Source organism: Streptococcus sp. LYSM12 (assembly GCF_004569635.1).
In the GTDB taxonomy this organism is placed as follows: domain Bacteria; phylum Bacillota; class Bacilli; order Lactobacillales; family Streptococcaceae; genus Streptococcus.
Genome location: NZ_SPOZ01000005.1, coordinates 17,678 through 34,642 on the forward strand (window position 1 = coordinate 17,678; position 16,965 = coordinate 34,642).

The 16,965-nt window shown below is 41.7% G+C and carries 13 protein-coding genes; 1 reads left to right on the forward strand and 12 read right to left on the reverse strand.

Features of this window, described 5'->3' with window-relative positions; all coding sequences use genetic code 11:
- Positions 1-49: 49 nt before the first annotated feature.
- From E4T79_RS02395 to yycF, 10 genes are all read right to left on the reverse strand, one after another.
- Complete coding sequence (locus tag E4T79_RS02395) at positions 50-760, reverse strand: YwaF family protein (protein WP_135027249.1); 711 nt, start codon at positions 758-760, stop codon at positions 50-52.
- 26 nt (positions 761-786) lie between these two features.
- Entirely contained in the window at positions 787-2,154 is a 1,368-nt protein-coding gene (murF, locus tag E4T79_RS02400) for a UDP-N-acetylmuramoyl-tripeptide--D-alanyl-D-alanine ligase (protein WP_135027379.1), read from the reverse strand.
- 520 nt (positions 2,155-2,674) lie between these two features.
- Positions 2,675-2,869, reverse strand: coding sequence for a hypothetical protein (locus E4T79_RS10945; RefSeq protein ID WP_167752602.1), 195 nt, complete (start codon positions 2,867-2,869; stop codon positions 2,675-2,677).
- Positions 2,870-3,511: 642 nt separating this feature from the next.
- The gene (locus tag E4T79_RS02405) at positions 3,512-4,558 is read right to left on the reverse strand and encodes a D-alanine--D-alanine ligase (RefSeq protein ID WP_135027251.1); all 1,047 of its coding nucleotides are present in this window, start codon (positions 4,556-4,558) and stop codon (positions 3,512-3,514) included.
- A gap of 53 nt (positions 4,559-4,611) precedes the next feature.
- A complete protein-coding gene (gene recR / locus E4T79_RS02410) occupies positions 4,612-5,208 on the reverse strand; it encodes a recombination mediator RecR (protein ID WP_135027253.1) in 597 nt (198 codons plus the stop codon).
- A gap of 982 nt (positions 5,209-6,190) precedes the next feature.
- Positions 6,191-8,266 carry a penicillin-binding protein PBP2B gene (gene pbp2b / locus E4T79_RS02415; RefSeq protein WP_209304548.1) on the reverse strand — a complete coding sequence of 692 codons (2,076 nt, stop codon included), beginning with the start codon at positions 8,264-8,266 and terminating at the stop codon, positions 6,191-6,193.
- A gap of 917 nt (positions 8,267-9,183) precedes the next feature.
- A complete protein-coding gene (locus E4T79_RS10950) occupies positions 9,184-9,354 on the reverse strand; it encodes a hypothetical protein (protein WP_167752603.1) in 171 nt (56 codons plus the stop codon).
- A complete protein-coding gene (locus E4T79_RS02420) occupies positions 9,354-10,157 on the reverse strand; it encodes an MBL fold metallo-hydrolase (RefSeq protein WP_135027255.1) in 804 nt (267 codons plus the stop codon). Before E4T79_RS02420 ends, E4T79_RS10950 begins: the two co-directional genes overlap by 1 nt.
- Before the next feature lie 6 nt (positions 10,158-10,163).
- A complete protein-coding gene (vicK, locus tag E4T79_RS02425) occupies positions 10,164-11,516 on the reverse strand; it encodes a cell wall metabolism sensor histidine kinase VicK (protein WP_135027258.1) in 1,353 nt (450 codons plus the stop codon).
- A complete protein-coding gene (gene yycF, locus E4T79_RS02430) occupies positions 11,509-12,213 on the reverse strand; it encodes a response regulator YycF (RefSeq protein ID WP_135027260.1) in 705 nt (234 codons plus the stop codon). Before yycF ends, vicK begins: the two co-directional genes overlap by 8 nt.
- A 50-nt stretch (positions 12,214-12,263) precedes the next feature.
- Between yycF and E4T79_RS10955 the strand changes: the two genes are divergently transcribed.
- Positions 12,264-12,410: a hypothetical protein gene (locus tag E4T79_RS10955; RefSeq protein WP_167752604.1), complete on the forward strand. Its 147-nt coding sequence runs from the start codon at positions 12,264-12,266 to the stop codon at positions 12,408-12,410.
- Between the two features lie 648 nt (positions 12,411-13,058).
- Here E4T79_RS10955 and E4T79_RS02435 read toward each other — a convergent pair.
- Both E4T79_RS02435 and thrS read right to left on the reverse strand, forming a co-directional pair.
- Positions 13,059-14,099 carry a DUF3114 domain-containing protein gene (locus E4T79_RS02435; RefSeq protein WP_135027262.1) on the reverse strand — a complete coding sequence of 347 codons (1,041 nt, stop codon included), beginning with the start codon at positions 14,097-14,099 and terminating at the stop codon, positions 13,059-13,061.
- Between the two features lie 821 nt (positions 14,100-14,920).
- Entirely contained in the window at positions 14,921-16,867 is a 1,947-nt protein-coding gene (thrS, locus tag E4T79_RS02440; protein ID WP_135027264.1) for a threonine--tRNA ligase, read from the reverse strand.
- Positions 16,868-16,965: the final 98 nt, after the last annotated feature.

A 16,965-nucleotide genomic window follows, 5' to 3' on the forward strand; every position in this document is an offset into this window, starting at 1 on the left:
AGCAACCTAACTATTGATACGTACGTCCAACTATTCATGCCATAAACTGTTACGTCAATGTTGTTCTCGCTTCTTTATATTGCTCATTTTCTTTCTGACGAGATACCTGTACCACTTGGAACATTTTCAAAAAGACAGATAGAATCATGGTAAAGAGAATCGATTCTATCAAATAATTCCAAATTAAGCCATAATTCCCTATTAAAGGCAGGTTTCTTAAAAAGCCATAATCCCCGCCTGTCACCACATCAACCAATAAAATAAATGTATTAATAGCAAACGTCAGCCCGGCAATTTTTCTTGAAGTTAGTCGATAAGAATATCGATGTAAGAGGTAATTTAGGGCATTTCCTAAAAGAGCTAGATGCCCAACAACGAAAGAAAAAATCGTTACATGGAACCAAGGAAAGGGATCAAAAATAGGATATATCAAAGCACATATGGAACCAAAGACTCCCATTAGCGAAAAATATTCCTTATAGGGTGACTCATCTGGAACTAGTAACAGCACAACCATTGCCATACGGCAATGGTAGAATGGCAAGGATTCAGAAATCGGTGCCATAATGACCAGATACCAGCCATAGAGCAGAACCAACTGAACTGCTTGTAGAGTTTTAAAAGTCAACTGCCACTTCCTATTTTCATGATACTTGACAGCTCCAAGCACTACCACTATCAAGCTGAACAAGAGAAAAAGATGCCCAGCAAATCCCAGTTGAGGCGGAAAACTGGGCTGATTAGTAAAAAATTCTTTCATGTTTACTTTCCTTTTGTACGATATTCTTAGGAAGTAGCTACCAATGCCGCAACAAGCTGATCGAGGTGCATGGAATTACTTCCTTTAAGTAAAATCTGATCTTGTGGCTCCATACTATCTATGACATGTGTAACAAGCGCATCAAATTGATCTTCGGTTTCGTTTTTTCTAAAGAAATATACCTTGCCAAGCGGGAAGACTTGGGCAGCCAAGCGAGCGAGTTCTTCAATATCTTGTCCATAAAAGAAGAGCATATCCAAACAGTCAGGCGAAAGACTGGTAATGATCTCTTTGTGTAATGGAATAGACTGCTCTCCCAATTCTTTCATGTCTGCCAAAACAGCTAATTTCTTGCCATTTTCATTTGCAGGAATACTCGAAAAGCTTTCTAAAATCAGGCGCATGGCTGTCGGATTGGCATTGTAGACATCGCTTAAAATATCAGCTCCGTTTCCTGCTTTTTTCCATTCCGTCCGATTACGGGTCAGGCTCAGATGCATCAGAGCCTCTCGAATTGCCCTATCTGAAACGCCCAAATATTTGCCCACATAAATTGCTAGCATAGCATTGGTCGCATTATATTTACCTGTAACAGGTAAAAAAATATCTCCATCCATAAAATTGACCTGAAAAGTCAGACCGTCCTTGCGTTCAATTAAGCTCGTCACCTGTAAATCGCCACCCTCACCAAAGCTCACCAACTGCTGCCGATTTGGTAGATGAGGAGTTGCAATCGGGTCATTTGGTAGTAATAAGATTGCACCGTCCGGCAAACCATCCGCGATTTGGAGTTTTCCTTGTGCAATCTGCTCCCGCGAGTCGAAAAATGCCAAATGAGCTTCGCCAAATAAGGTAATGACCGCAAGGCTTGGTTTTGCAATTTCTGACAGAAGATGAAGATCTCCCAAGTGGTCCTGTCCCATTTCCAAAACCAGTTTTTCTGTATTGTCCGGCATGTGAAGTACCGTATAAGGCAAACCTATTTCATTATTGTAATTTCCCTGGGTCTTGTAGGTAGCAAAAGTTGTCGCTAAAACATCATGAATCATATCCTTAGTCGTGGTTTTCCCATTTGATCCTGTCACGGCAATGACCTCAACCTGCATTTTTTTCAAATAGTAGGCAGCCAAGGCCTGAAAAGCTATCAAGCAATCATCAACTAGAATATGGGGAAACGCTACTTCTTTCTCAGATAAGGTAATGGCGCAACCATTTTCAAAGGCAACAGGAATAAAATCATGCCCATCTCTAGCTCCCTTTAGCGGGATAAAAAAATCTCCCTCTACTATCAAACGGCTATCAAACTCAACCTTTTGCAGCGCTCGATCCTCATACATTCTCACATCGTTTTTCGCTCCAACAACTTGAGCGACTTCATATACGGTTAATTTCATCATTTTCTCCAAAAACACTCTTATCTACTGTAGATATGTTTCTATTCTTCATCAATTATGGGATTTGGTTTGCTTGGATACGACTCCTTTGGGGGAGTAATGCAGATGTTCTAGCTTTAGCTGGCTCCATATACCTTTTGGGGACGCAGCCGTTTCAAGGGTTGTTTGCCTAACATAGCTATCTGGTTCTGCACTGTACTTCATTGTAACGAACCTAGCTATCTTCATCGGGAACTCACAAGGGGACTGGGCTAAATCAAAGTCGGCATCAACAGCTCAAGCCCAGTGGTTGATTGCTTCAACAGCTATCATGCTGTTAAAAGTTGGAAATGCTGTCCCTTTTTGTTTCAAGGGAACAGGCTAAACATCTCCACTGGAGCTTTTCACTCCTCTTTGTTCGTGTTTTAGATTTAAACGCTAGCATCATCCACTGTACAGAGGGGGAGAGTGAAACGACCTACCTCTAGACTGTTTCAGCCGAACCTAGAATTAAAAAAGTGTGGAAAAACGAACTCTTTTTCTACCTGCCAATTTCTTTCTCGCCCCCTGTTCGACCGAGAAGTTGCTTCAACCGTCCAGAAATAAACTGTTGAATATTGGAGATAAAACGAATGGCATTCGCATCAAACACTCTCACGTCTTGTACAAGATGAGGCTGATACCGCTTCAGGTTGCTATTATAGTCTTTTAGTTTCTCTTTTATTATTTCGTTCACTCGCTTTGCCGTATGCCAGTACAGTCTGCAGCTTCTTGCCTAGTACTAGAGTCATTTCGTTTCTATTTTTATGACTTCGTTCACTCGTCTTGCTGTACTCCAGTACTACCTGCGACTCCTTGCCTAGTACTAAAAATAAACGAAACGGCTATAACATATGGCAATATCGGAAACTAACAAGATACGACGGTTCTGTTTTAATGAGTATAAAAGCTGTAAAACAAAAAGAGCAAACGCTCTTTTCATTATATCATACCTTGGGTAAAGTATCTTATCAAACCTGAGCTAAGGTTCCCTCTTTCGTTTTTTATCCACCTGAGAAGAATAAGCTATCTACTCGCATCTAGAAAGCCTTAAAACAGCACTGCTCTAAAACCTCATAGAATCGTTTCCTACTGGATTTCGCAACCGTACTATTCGTGACTGGGGAACATTTTTGTAGAACGACTACTCGCTATATAAGGAAAACGATCGGAGAGTTGATAAAGGTAGATGCTCGGATAGCACTCTCTAGCAAGACGACAAATCGGAGAAAAGTAAGGAGAACTCAACTTTCTTCACTCTTATTTTCAGCTCTAGAAAATCTATATCTACAACAAAAATAATGCTCAATTTTTAAAACTTAATTACTATACATAAGCTTTAAACCAGATGTTGTTCGCGTTTACGAAAGGTTTCCTTGGCTAGGGACACCAACTTTTTAATCAAATCAGAGTAACCAAGTCCCATATTATCCCACAAGAGAGGATACATTGACCACTGGGTAAAACCTGGCATGGTATTCAACTCATTGAGAAAAATCTCTCCCGCTTCTGTCAGGAAGAAATCGCAACGTGACAAACCGCAACCACCAATGGCACGAAAGGCTGTAGCGGCGTAAATCCGCATTTGCTCTGCCACATCAGCCGAGATTTCAGCTGGAATCGCCATGGTAATGTTATTGTCGATATATTTGGCATCGTAATCATAAAAAGCTACATCTTTGACAACTTCACCAGGTAGAGTCGTCTGAACATCTGCATTTCCTAGCAGCCCAACCTCGATTTCACGGGCATTGACTCCTTGCTCTACCAAGAGACGGCTATCATAGCGAAAAGCTAACTCAATAGCAGATCGCAATTCAACTTGATTTTCTGCCTTTGAAATTCCGACGCTGGATCCCATATTGGCTGGTTTGACAAAGACAGGATAGTGCAAATTAGCTTCTACAGTAGCGATTTTTGCCTCTACATCCTCGCCCTCTATCACCGTTTCAAAGGCCACTTGGGGAATTCCCTCTGAAGCCAGCACCTGCTTAGTCGTGATCTTATCCATTGCTACACTAGAAGCAAGAACATTGGTTCCTACATAGGGCAGGCGTAAAACTTCTAAGAAACCTTGGATAGAACCATCCTCACCCATTGGACCGTGAAGCACAGGAAAAACTACAGCATTTTCCTCATAAATATCGCTCGGACGAATGCATTGGCTTGAAATAATAGTGCTGTTAGTCATTAACTTTTCATCCGCAGACGGCGTTTTATTAAACTCCTGGGTCTTAATAAAATCACCATTTTGAGCAATAAAGTAGGTTTTTACAAAAAATTTATCATAGTCGATAGCCCGCATGATACTTTCAGCAGACAAGACTGACACTTCACGCTCAGCCGAACGTCCACCATACAGGAGAATAATGGTTTCTTTTGACATGGATTTCCCTAACTTTCTATACTAATTTTCTTGATAACACTTATCGCAAAAGGCTATAGCTCCGTACGATTTTCAATGGCTCGAAGGAGAGTTACTTCATCAGCATACTCAATATCGGCTCCAACGGCAAGCCCCCGTGCCAGTCGTGTCACTTTGATACCAGCAGGTTTTAAAACGCGTGAAATATACATAGATGTCGCTTCCCCATCTGCTGTCGCATTAGTAGCAATGATAACTTCAGTCACCTCGTTCTCCATCAAACGCATGAGCAAGCTCTTGAGGTTAATATCATCTGGACCGACTCCATTCATTGGGGAAATAAGACCGTGAAGAACATGATACAAGCCATGATACTCTTGAATATGTTCCATGGCTGAAACATCTCTACTATCTTCTACGACTAAAATCGTTGACAAATCCCGCGTCGAATCCTGACAAATCGCACAGATCTCATCTTCAGCAAGATTACCACAAACCTGACAATAGGCTAAGTCACGCTTAGCTGCCAGGAGATTTTTCGCAAATTCATTGACCACATCCTCCTCCATACCAATCGTATAAAAGGCTAGACGGGTCGCAGTTTTAATACCAATTCCAGGGAGTTTCGAATAACTCTCAATCAATTTCGCAATAGGTGTAGGATATAACAATGCTCTTTTCTATCTTTCTAAAAAATCTATAAACTTTGATTTTGAGGACCTTTTAATCATCTCTCTTTGATAAAATTCTATATTTTTATCGTTTAATGAGATTTTATCTTTTTAGCCCCCTTTTGGTACAAACATATTGTACAGAGGTTTCGTATACGTTGTCTGTATTAGTATACCACAAAAAAGATAAACGTGGTTTCTTTTTTTAACTCTCTTTTATAATCCTCTACCATTGTTTTGAAAGCGATTTTGTATTTATTATAGACATTTCGTTTATCTTTTATTCCTTCGTTCACTCGCTTTGCCGTACTCTAGTACAGCCTGCAGCTTGTTACCTAGTACTAAAACTATATAGCACCATTCAGCGCGTCAGAGTTCAAGTTTTGAGTGCAGTACCTCCATAATAACCTCATATTCTATAAAAGCCAGCTCTGACAAACTTTTATAGTCATTTCGTTTCTATTTTAGTACTTCGTTCACTCGTCTTGCTGTACTCCAGTACTACCTGCGACTCCTTACCTAGTACTAAAAATAAACGAAACGGCTATACAATTAAAAATTGCGAAAGCTAGAAAAAAGTTATAAAATCTTTGACATTTTTCCTATGGCTTCTAAATGGAATAAAGAACTTTTAAAACCTTGATGCTAACAGTAAAGTAAAAACAGTAGCCTCTTGTCTAAGACAAAAACTACTGTTTTTTAATGATCATTAACATAACGACCTAGCAATAGTTCTATTCTCGCTTTTGAAGCGTTAGAATCAAGCTACAACAAGCGTCTGGTTTATCTCCCTGCTTACTAGGTTCTTGGCGTAGTCTAAATAATTCACTGGATTATTTTAGTCCCTAACATTGTTAGATACGCCAAATGGTTTACTATACTATCACTATCCAATATCGTTGATAGTATCGATTAAGGTTACATACAAGACGGGGAGGTCACTAAAATCCTTAGGGGAACGCTCCTTGGAGCATTCATGTTTCTAATTCATCGGATGAAGCGATTGATAGAGATTGATAATTTCTGTCGTGATGCGTTTGCTTGTAGACGAATCAAGGTCTGTCAAATTCGGTAGAATAACCGCAACTGCAATCTTGGGATTAGAACTCGGCGCATAGGAAACAATATTGGTGTTAACTGCAGCCAAGACTTGACCTGTATCTGTTGTCACAAAGGTTTCGGCCGTACCAGTCTTAGCACTAATTGATACACTAGCACCGTCTGCAATAGTTCTCCCTGTCGTAAGACCACTTTCACCATTGACAACCCGATAAAATCCTTGCTGGATAAGCCCCATCTCCTCTTCTGAGATATTGACTTGATTCAAGTCCCTACCAGTAATGGTTTCAATAACCTCGCCTAGACCACCCTCTGCATTATTAGCATAAATTCCCTCTGCTAAATGCGGACTAATGCGCTTTCCTCCATTTGCCACTGTCGCCACGTATTGGGCCATTTGCATCGGGGTGTAATTGTCAAACTGTCCAAAAGAATTGGTCAGATAATTTGAAATGGAATAATCTTTAGGTATAAATCCAGTTGATTCAAGCGGTAAATCAATTCCTGTTGCAACACCTAGGCCATATTCACCAAAAGTACCGCGCAATTTTTCCATTGAGGTCTTGAGGGTTTCATTCACATTCAAAATCATTCCAGGAACATAAGGTTGTCCAATCATGTCAAGGGCAATCTGAACCATGTAGGTATTAGAGGAATATTGCAAGGCTTCAACTGCATCAATGTTACGATTACCGAACACTGTAAACCAAGAATTAATCGGAGCAGAACCTGCAAATTGAATCGGTTGATCTACCAACACTTGATTTCCTGAAATAACACCGTTCTCCCAACCTGCTGTCAGAGTCGCACCCTTGACAATCGATCCTGGAACAAAGGTATTGGTAACAGTTCCTAAGGCATTTTCCTTAACCTCATTGGTCTTTGTATCATGGCTATAACCTGCCATGGCAAGAACAGCACCTGTCTTGGGCTCAAGCACCACAGCATAGACACCCTCGGAATAACGGGCACTTCCCGTTGACAATTCACTATCAAAATGGTGCTTCAAAATGGCATTAACTCCGTCTTGAAAGGCTAGGTCAATCGTTAATTTGACATTTTTCCCCTTGTTTCCCTCTTGAATAGTGGTAATGCTTTCGACATTTCCACTACGGTCAAGATTGATTTCTTTCTTCTCTCGTTGACCTTGCAAGACTTCTTCATATTGCTTTTCTAGATAGGCTGTTCCCACACGATCATTGAGTGAGTAGCCCTTGGCTAAATAATCCTTAGCATCTTCTTCTGGTAAACCTGCTTGTTGCGTGGTCACTGTTCCGATAATGGAGGCTAGAGAGGTCGGAGCTACAACCCTCTTCCAGCTACTCGCCGTAGAAATTCCTGGTAACTCAGCCTCATTTGCTGCAATCCTGGCAATCTGCTCAGCCGTCAGCGAATCCGTTACCAGATTAACCGTTTCAAAATAAGCCGCGGCATTCATTTGTGAAAAAAGCTCTATAGCCTTTAATTCCTCTTCCGAATAAGCTGTTTGTTCTTCTGTCAAACTCAAGATAGCATTATTGTATATGGTCGACTCATCTAAGCTGTTGCCGTCTGTATCTAATCGCTGATCTTTAGGCAGTTTGCTCACAACTTCCGCATAAACCTCTGGATCTGCCAAATAATAGTCAGCACGCTCCCGTGGCGTTACATCCACATCCGTCAAACTCACCCATTGCAAGAGCTTGGTTGCAATCTCTTTCATTTGACGAGCTGTCATTTTATTGGATCGTGTAAAGGTAGCTACCTGCTCTACTTGGTTCTCCACCAAGGCGACCCCTTTCGCATCATAAATCTGTCCGCGAACAGAACTATTTGTAATCACTTTTTGGCTGGCCTTGGCCAATTTATCAGTATAAAAATCTTTGTTGATAATCTGCATGTAGGCCAGACGCGAAATCAAGATTGAAAATAAGATAATTACAATAGCAAATAAAATATTCAAACGCCTAGGAATAAAGGCATCCTCGCGCCCCTTGCGGGAAGGTGCATTTTTTGTCACTTTTAAAACCTCATTCTAGAAAAATTTCCTCTATTATATCACATTGAGCCTATTTTTTCTGTTTACATGGACAGATTCTAATGATTTTTCAAAAACTTGTATCAACAGATGCGACCCCCTTTAGATGTGCCTCTCATTGGTTATAAGACAACCTATGTCCAGTCACTTGACCGTAACTAGCTACTTCCTCCCTCATTTCATTTGCGCCAAAGCTAATTAGCCTCTATCTAGATTTCACAACAAACCTCTGTTCAGCCGCCTATTTTGGGAGATCCTTTTTTAACGCCCTTGTATCTTATGTATTTGAATTCGGGCTAGCATCATCCTCTGCTTTATCCGCGATTGATACGTTCTTGGCACGGGGTAACATTATCCACCGGATGATGTTATAGTCATTTCGTTTGTCTTTTATCACTTCGTTCACTCGCTTTGCTGTACTCCAGTACAGCCTGCAGCTCCTTGCCTAGTACTGAAAGTAAACTAAAAGACTCTCCCCCCTATTTTCTCAACAGCTTATCTGAATAAGATGACAACATCTAATTGAAATTTTCGAAGAGCCTCAATCCATTCCTACCTACAACTTTTAAGAGGGAGGAGGAAAGAACTCAAAACACATAAAAAATAGTCCGGTTTTTATCTTATTTCCTGCATTCTAGCTTAGGGCTGAAACGGTCTATTCCCAGAGCGTTTCTCTCCCACCCCCGCACAGCTCCAACAGTCAGAGTAGTGACTGTTGGGGGTGGAAATGAAGCGAACGCATTCGCATCAGTCGTAGAGGTCAGATGTGGAGTGGGAAACACGAACAAATATGAGTATAGTCGTTTCGTTTATCTTTTATTCCTTCGTTAACTCACTTTAACGTACTCTAGTTATGCCTGCAGCTCCTTGCCTAGTACTAAAAGCAAACTAAAAGACTATCAAAACTCCAGTGGGGCTTTTGAGCCTGCTCCTTTAAAAAAGAGCAGCAGTTCATTTTCAACCTCCAACTGCATGATAGCCATGGAAGAAATCCACCACTGCATCAACATCATTCGGTTCATCAAATGAGAAAGCTGGGACTCTTTGCCCAGCCTCTCTGATTGTATCATTACATTGCCGTTAGGGGTGTTGCTGTGTCTGGCGATGTATCGTAAATCTGAAAATCTACACCTACTCCTAAATCTGCTTGGGCTAGTTGATTGACCATGGTCATATGAGCCAATTCCTTGATGTTATTTTCCTTACTGAGGTGCCCTAAGTAAATCCTCTTGGTTCGGTTTCCCAGAGTTCGAATCATAGCATCTGCTCCGTCCTCATTACAAAGGTGCCCCTTATCTGACAAAATCCGCTGCTTGAGATTCCATGAATAAGAACCTGCCCGCAAAATTTCCACATCGTGATTGGACTCAATGAGGTATCCGTCAGCATTTTCCACAATCCCTGCTAGACGATCACTGACATAGCCTGTATCCGTCAGCATGACAAAACTCTTGTCATCTTTCATAAAACGATAAAATTGCGGACAAGCTGCATCGTGACTGACCCCAAAACTTTCAATATCCAAATCGCCAAAGGTCTTTGTCACACCCAATTCAAAAATATGCTTTTGCTCCAGAGCAATTGGACCTAATTTTCCTTCCATAGCTTGCCAGGTCGCCTCATTGGCATAGATATCCATACCATATTTGCGAGCCAAAACACCGATCCCGTGGATATGATCGCTATGCTCATGCGTGACCAAAATGGCATCCAACTGCTCAGGTCTGCGGTCAATTTCTGCTAATAAACTGGCTATCTTCTTCCCAGACAAACCAGCATCTACTAAAATCTTTTTCTTCTCTGTTTCTAAATAAAAGGAGTTTCCACTAGAACCAGAGGCTAAAATACTATATCGAAATCCTGTTTCTCCCATACACTCCTATTCTTCCTCTTCTGCATCCTCCCACTCATCAGCTGACATGTCCTTAATATAAGGCAGAACAATGGTGAAAGTTGAGCCATGTCCATATTCACTCTTGGCCCAGATAAAGCCCTTGTGTTGCTTGACAATTTCCTTAGCAATCGCAAGACCAAGTCCTGTACCACCTTGCGCTCGTGAACGAGCCTTATCCACCCGATAAAAACGGTCAAAAATTCTTGGCAAATCAGCCTTGGGAATTCCTAATCCCTCATCAGAAATAGAAACTATCAACTGACTATCTGTCGTCTTCATGCTAAAGGTAATCTTGCCACCGTCTGGTGAATACTTAATGGCATTGTCTAAAATATTGTCCATGACCTGGGTCATCTTGTCTGTATCAATCTCAATCCAAATCGGTGTAATCTGATAATCACGGACAATAACATATTCCTTACCTGTATCCTGCTGGCTCTTCATCTGTTCAAAGCGATTTAAGATAAACGTCACAAAGGCTGTAAAGTTAATTAACTCCACATCAGCTGAACTGACTTGATTGTCAATCCGTGACAGGCTCAGCAAATCAGAGATCATTCGCATCATACGATTGGTTTCATCAAGCGATACCTTAACAAAGCTAGGCGCAACTGGATCCGTCAAGGCCCCGTCATCAAGGGCTTCCAGATAAGATTTAACCGATGTCAACGGTGTTCTCAACTCATGGCTGACATTTGAAACAAATAGGCGTCGCTCCCGCTCTTCCTTAGCCTGCTCGGTCATATCGTGCAGCACGACAACAAGACCTGAAATCAAGCCACTCTCACTGCGAATGGTCGCAAAATTCGCCCGCAAGGTCAAAAATTCACCGTTTTCATTATCATGATCAATGACAATCTCAGGTGTCTGCGCTAGCAAATCTCGAAAGCGATACTCTTCATGAATTCCCAAGATTTCTAGCAAATCACGCTGTTCCAGCGTTTTTGAAGAAAGCCCCAACTGCTTTTGGGCTGTTTCATTGACCATGATGACCCGACCCCTGCGGTCTGTGGCCATTACACCGTCACTCATATAGGCAAGAATGGAGGACAGACGCGTCTTTTCCTGCTCCAAATGGTCGTGGGTCAGCCTAATAACTTCTGACAAATCATTGAGCGAATTAGCCATTTCTGTAATTTCAGGGCTCCCCCGCATATCAAGAACATCTGAATAGTCCAGCTCAATCAAGCGTTTAACCTTTTGATTGAGTTCCTTGATTTGCTGATTATCTCGGTGGTTTTCAATCAATAAGACCGTCAATGCAATGACAAAACCAATCAAGATGACCACAAACCAAAACTCAGGTGTCGTTATTAAATATCGTAATTGATTAATCATTTCCTTTTATATAATATCCTACGCCACGCCGTGTCAAGATATATTCCGGACGGCTCGGTGTATCTTCAATTTTCTCACGCAAGCGACGAACAGTCACGTCAACAGTCCGCACATCTCCGAAGTAATCGTAACCCCATACAGTTTCAAGCAAATGCTCCCGTGTCATGACCTGCCCCAAATGCTTAGCTAAATGGTGGAGCAACTCAAATTCACGGTGGGTCAACTCCAACTCCTTACCATGCTTTTTAGCCACAAAGGCATCTGGAATAATTATCAAATCCCGAATGGTCAACTCAGGTGTACCAGTCGTATCCAGCTCAACTTGCGTTTCAGCCAATTCACTGCGACGCAACAAGGCTTTGACCCGAGCTTGCAATTCTCGATTCGAAAAGGGTTTGGTTACATAATCATCTGCTCCAATTTCAAGACCAATCACCTTGTCAAATTCGCTATCCTTAGCAGACAGCATCAAAATCGGCACGTTACTGGTCTTGCGAATGGTCCGTGCCACTTCAAGTCCATCAATCTCTGGAAGCATCAAGTCCAAAATCACGATATCTGGGAATTCCGCCTCAAATACCGCCAAGGCTTCTCGACCATCAAAAGCCGTCACCACCTCATACCCCTCTCGTGTCATATTAAATTTGATAATATCCGAAATCGGCTTTTCATCGTCTACAATCAAGATTTTTTTCATCTTTTCTCACCTCGTTATTCTTATGCTATTATACCAGAAAAATAAAATAGGTGCCATTACGGCTAATCGCCCATATTGTAGCTTTCTTTTTGCTAGGAACATCGCCAGAAAAGCAGACGATTCTACCTGTCAAAAATCATTCTTTGCAGTTTCTGGAACGACATGAAAAATTCAGCAAGAAGATGTTGCTGGGCTAGAGAGCTGGCTTAATCTGTATCTTTCTAACAGTTAGGGTCGTAATCCTACTATTCTTGGATCAGAGAATATCTAGCTCCATTAAAAGGCAACGGGACAAGACAACACTCACCCATAAAATAATGAAAACAGACAGAAAGCCCTTACTCGGAGCCAGCTTAGTGAGGATTTTGTAACTCATTAGTTTATTGTTCTCATCCACCATTGGCTCACCTTACTGAAGCTTAGCTCGACTTTTGATGTGGAGGAGGAGAGCTGTTCTATCTTTATCCCCAACCTGTGATAGTTCAAGCTATTTAGGGGTTGGTAGGTAGAGAGTATGAGTCTACAATCAAGAGCAAGATTGACTCCCTCTATTGACAAACACCTCAAACATATGCGATCGGACAGAAATATAAAAAGTCTTGAAATAACTAAAAGGCTTAACATCACGTTAACAAAAACAATGAGATTAAGCCTTTTTTACTAGATACTGAATGTTTAGAGAGTACGAGTCTACAATCAAGAGCAAGATTGACTCCCTCTATTGACAAACACCTCAAACATATGCGATCGGACAGAAATATAAAAAGTCTTGAAATAACTAAAAGGCTTAACATCACGTTAACGAAAACAATAAGATTAAGCCGTTTCTACTAGATACTGAATGTTTAGAGAGTACGAGTTTTTACTCCGTATCTTCTTTTCTTCAACAGCCGTTTGAAATCTTGCACGACTAACTTGGTCTGTTGATAGCTGGACAAACCATCTTTAGCATAGAAGCCTTGGGGATTAAAATAGCTGTGCTCATAGTCTGAATCCTTTCTTCCGCTCCGATTCGGAGCACGAAAGCCTTTAGTCGCTCGATTGCGAAAGTCAGGGTCATGAGGACCGACAGGTTGTACATCTAAATCCCAGTGGCGTTTGCCTGCTTTTCCATAGTTAAAACTCGCTCCATTAACAACACCAATCTCATCTATCCTTTGCGCATCCATTTCATTGAGAAAATGCCCCTGACTATCGAGAATAAATTCTGTATGAAAATGAATTAAAATCTTAATATTAAAGGATGAATAACCTGACGGATACCACTTGTCACCTTTCTCAAACTTGAGTTTGTTGTGCAAGCGGGCAGAGCTTCCAATGGTATAGTCCTTCTTCCAGTATCTAAAAGGATAGGTTTGCCGCAGATAACGAGCAAGAGCTTGACTATCTGTTTCACCGACATGTTTAAAATGCTTGCGAACATACTCCGCCTGCTGACTAGAGATGACGTAGCGGAGCTGGTGTAATTGTCGTGCCAACAAATCGTTTTGACTCATCATCTGCTCTGGAAAGGCTTGATTCACAATACGAGAAAGCTCCCACCAAAAAGGATCATGAGGCGCAAGTTCTGGATAAAATTGTGCTACCAAAGCCTGATTCTCAACTAGTTCTCCTGTGACATCTTCTGGCATACCGACACTTGTGACCAATAGCTGCAACAGTTGTCGAGGTGTTTTATGAACTTTTTCTAATTGCCATAATGTTCGAAATAGATACGAACCAACCCGACTATCACTCATATCTTCTTTTCTTGCAACTGCTTGAGCTAATATCTGATCCGACCAGCCCTGCTTTTTTAAGGATAGCAGTTGTTTCGCCATAAGATAGCGTTCCTCAAGTCCTTTCTGGGTAAAGGACCAATTACGCCTTGATAGGATCTGCCACATCTTTTCCTCTCTTTTTTCCAATGCTCTTTAAAGTACCGTCCTTATCGCTGTCCCACCTACAACTGCTTGCTTCGATTATAGTCTTTTCGTTTACTTTTAGTATAGCCGTTTCGTTTATTTTTAGTACTAGGCAAGGAGTCGCAGGTCGTACTGGAATACAGCAAGACGAGTAAAAATATAAACGAAATGACTATACTAGGAAAGGAGCTGCAAGCTGTACGAGAGTACGGCAAAGCGAGTGAACGAAGTAATAAAAGATAAACGAAATGACTATATCATCAATCATGACAGGAGCTGAACCAATCACATATGAGGGACCGAATTCCCCTTAGTCCCTAATGTTTCATCTTACCAGATTATTTACGACCTATAGTCCATGAAACCCCAACATAAACTAACTAAACTCAGGCAAACAGTGTAGCAAAAGGGGACATAGTCGAGGGGCTTTGTAAATCGTCCAAATACGGCGACCGTTAGGCGAACATAGTCGTGGAGCCTTGTAAACCTTTCAAATACAGCTACCATTAAGGAGAGAAATAGGCGGGAAAGTGACTATGTCTACCTGTGACTAAAAACTAAAAATGGTAAGGGGTGCCACATCTTCCTTACTAGCGGTAGACAGCTAATTCTTCCCTCCATTTCATTCTGGAGGGAGAACTGTTGATGAATTCCGAATGAAAACTTCTGTTTGACCGCTTGGCGGTAGTTAACCACTTCCTCACGCATTTTAGTTGAACCTAGGCCTCTACCTAAATCCCACGACGAAGTTGCTAGCAACTTCTGTCCGACCACCTATTTTTCCCTACATTTTCTTAATGACCTCACATCTTTTTTACGCGAGAATAATTAGCAATATCTGCAAGGATTTGCTCGGTAAAGTCTGCGAGACTCACAGTTTGCGTTTCTTTGTGACCATAGCGACGAACATTAACAGCACGATCTTCCATTTCCTTATCTCCGACAATTAACTGATATGGAATTTTCCCTGTTTGACTCTGGCGAATCTTGTACTGCATTTTTTCATTGCGCTCATCAACAACAGCACGTACACCACGGTTTTGCAATGCTTTTGCTACTTCCCAGGCATAATCCACGTGTTTTTCATTAGAAACTGGAATTAAGGTTACTTGGGTTGGTGCAAGCCATGTTGGAAAAGCGCCCTTGTAAGTTTCAATTAAGATGGCAGTGAAGCGTTCCATGGTTGAAATTACGCCACGATGAATCATGACCGGACGATGTTCTTCCCCGTCAGCACCGATATAGTGAAGATCAAAACGTTCTGGCAACAAGAAGTCAAGCTGGATAGTGGACAAGGTTTCTTCATTTCCAAGAGCTGTTTTCACCTGAATATCCAATTTCGGACCATAGAAAGCTGCTTCCCCTTCAGCCTCAAAATAATCCAAGCCCATATCGTCCATAGCAGCTTTTAGCATCGCTTGAGCATTTTCCCACATTTCGTCATTGTCATAATATTTATGCTTATCATCCGGGTCACGATACGAAAGACGGAAGCGGTAATCTGTCAAGTTGAAGTCTTCATACACATCAATAATTAACTGAAGCGCACATTTAAATTCTTCTTGAATTTGCTCTGGTGTCACGAAGATATGACCGTCATTCAAGGTCATTTCACGCACCCGTTGAAGACCTGAAAGAGCACCTGATTTTTCATAGCGGTGCATCATGCCAAGTTCAGCAATACGCACTGGCAATTCGCGATAAGAACGCACATGATTCTTGTAGACTTGAATGTGGTGTGGACAGTTCATTGGACGAAGAACAAACTCTTCCCCATCTCCCATATCCATTGGTGGAAACATATCTTCTGAATAATGCTCCCAGTGTCCTGAAGTCTTATACAGCTCCACAGAGGCAAGTGGTGGAGTGTAAACATGCTGATAGCCTGATGCCAATTCCTTATCTGTAATGTAACGCTCCAAGGTACGGCGGATAGTTGCTCCGTTTGGTAACCAGAATGGCAAACCTTGTCCCACTTCTTGGCTAATCATAAATAAATCAAGCTCTTTACCAAGTTTGCGGTGGTCACGTTCTTTCGCTTCTTCCCGCATTTGGATATAGTTCTTCAAGTCTTTTTTATCAAACCAAGCCGTACCATAGACCCGTTGCATCATGGCATTATCGCTATTTCCACGCCAGTAAGCACCTGCTACATTGAGCAACTGGAAAATTTGAATGCGGCCTGTTGACGGCACATGGGGACCACGGCAAAGGTCTACATATTCGCCTTGACGATAAATGGTCAAACCACCCTCATCCTCAGAATGTTCCTCAATCAACTCCAACTTATACGGATCGTGTTTGAAAATCTCACGTGCTTCATCTTTTGAAACTTCCTCACGAATACTTGGAAAATTCTCTTTGACAATGTTCCTCATCTCGTCTTCAATGGCAGCTAAATCTTCATTTGAAATCTGTCCAGCTTCATTGTCTGTATCATAGTAGAAACCGTCTTGAATAGCAGGACCAACTCCCAAGCGAATATCTGGAAAACGACGACGAGCCGCTTGGGCAAACAAGTGCGCAGCTGAGTGACGCAAAATATCAAGCGCATCTTCATGGTCTGGCGTAACAATCTCAAGTGAACCGTCCGCTGTAATCGCACGTGTTGTATCAATCAATTTGCCGTTCCATTTCCCAGCAAGTGCCTTTTTCGCAAGGGAATTGCTGATCGATTGTGCAATTTCAAAAGTCGTCACACCAGACTCAAATTCGCGCACAGCACCGTCTGGAAAAGTAATCTTAATCATATAATATTCTCCTTATTTTTATACTCTTATATTTCATTGACCGTCCCACGTGAACCAAACACTCACTCTCTCCTAGTGACAGGTTGGTAACGCAAACG

Bases quoted from the DNA above. Each gene is read 5' to 3' on its own strand.
- E4T79_RS10950 (WP_167752603.1), bottom strand. From the start codon at position 9,354: ATGATACAATCAGAGAGGCTGGGCAAAGAGTCCCAGCTTTCTCATTTG.
- thrS (WP_135027264.1), bottom strand. From the start codon at position 16,867: ATGATTAAGATTACTTTTCCAGACGGTGCTGTGCGCGAATTTGAGTCT.
- yycF (WP_135027260.1), bottom strand. From the start codon at position 12,213: ATGAAAAAAATCTTGATTGTAGACGATGAAAAGCCGATTTCGGATATT.
- E4T79_RS02395 (WP_135027249.1), bottom strand. From the start codon at position 760: ATGAAAGAATTTTTTACTAATCAGCCCAGTTTTCCGCCTCAACTGGGA.
- murF (WP_135027379.1), bottom strand. From the start codon at position 2,154: ATGAAATTAACCGTATATGAAGTCGCTCAAGTTGTTGGAGCGAAAAAC.
- E4T79_RS02405 (WP_135027251.1), bottom strand. From the start codon at position 4,558: ATGTCAAAAGAAACCATTATTCTCCTGTATGGTGGACGTTCGGCTGAG.
- vicK (WP_135027258.1), bottom strand. From the start codon at position 11,516: ATGATTAATCAATTACGATATTTAATAACGACACCTGAGTTTTGGTTT.
- E4T79_RS02435 (WP_135027262.1), bottom strand. From the start codon at position 14,099: ATGTGGCAGATCCTATCAAGGCGTAATTGGTCCTTTACCCAGAAAGGA.
- E4T79_RS02420 (WP_135027255.1), bottom strand. From the start codon at position 10,157: ATGGGAGAAACAGGATTTCGATATAGTATTTTAGCCTCTGGTTCTAGT.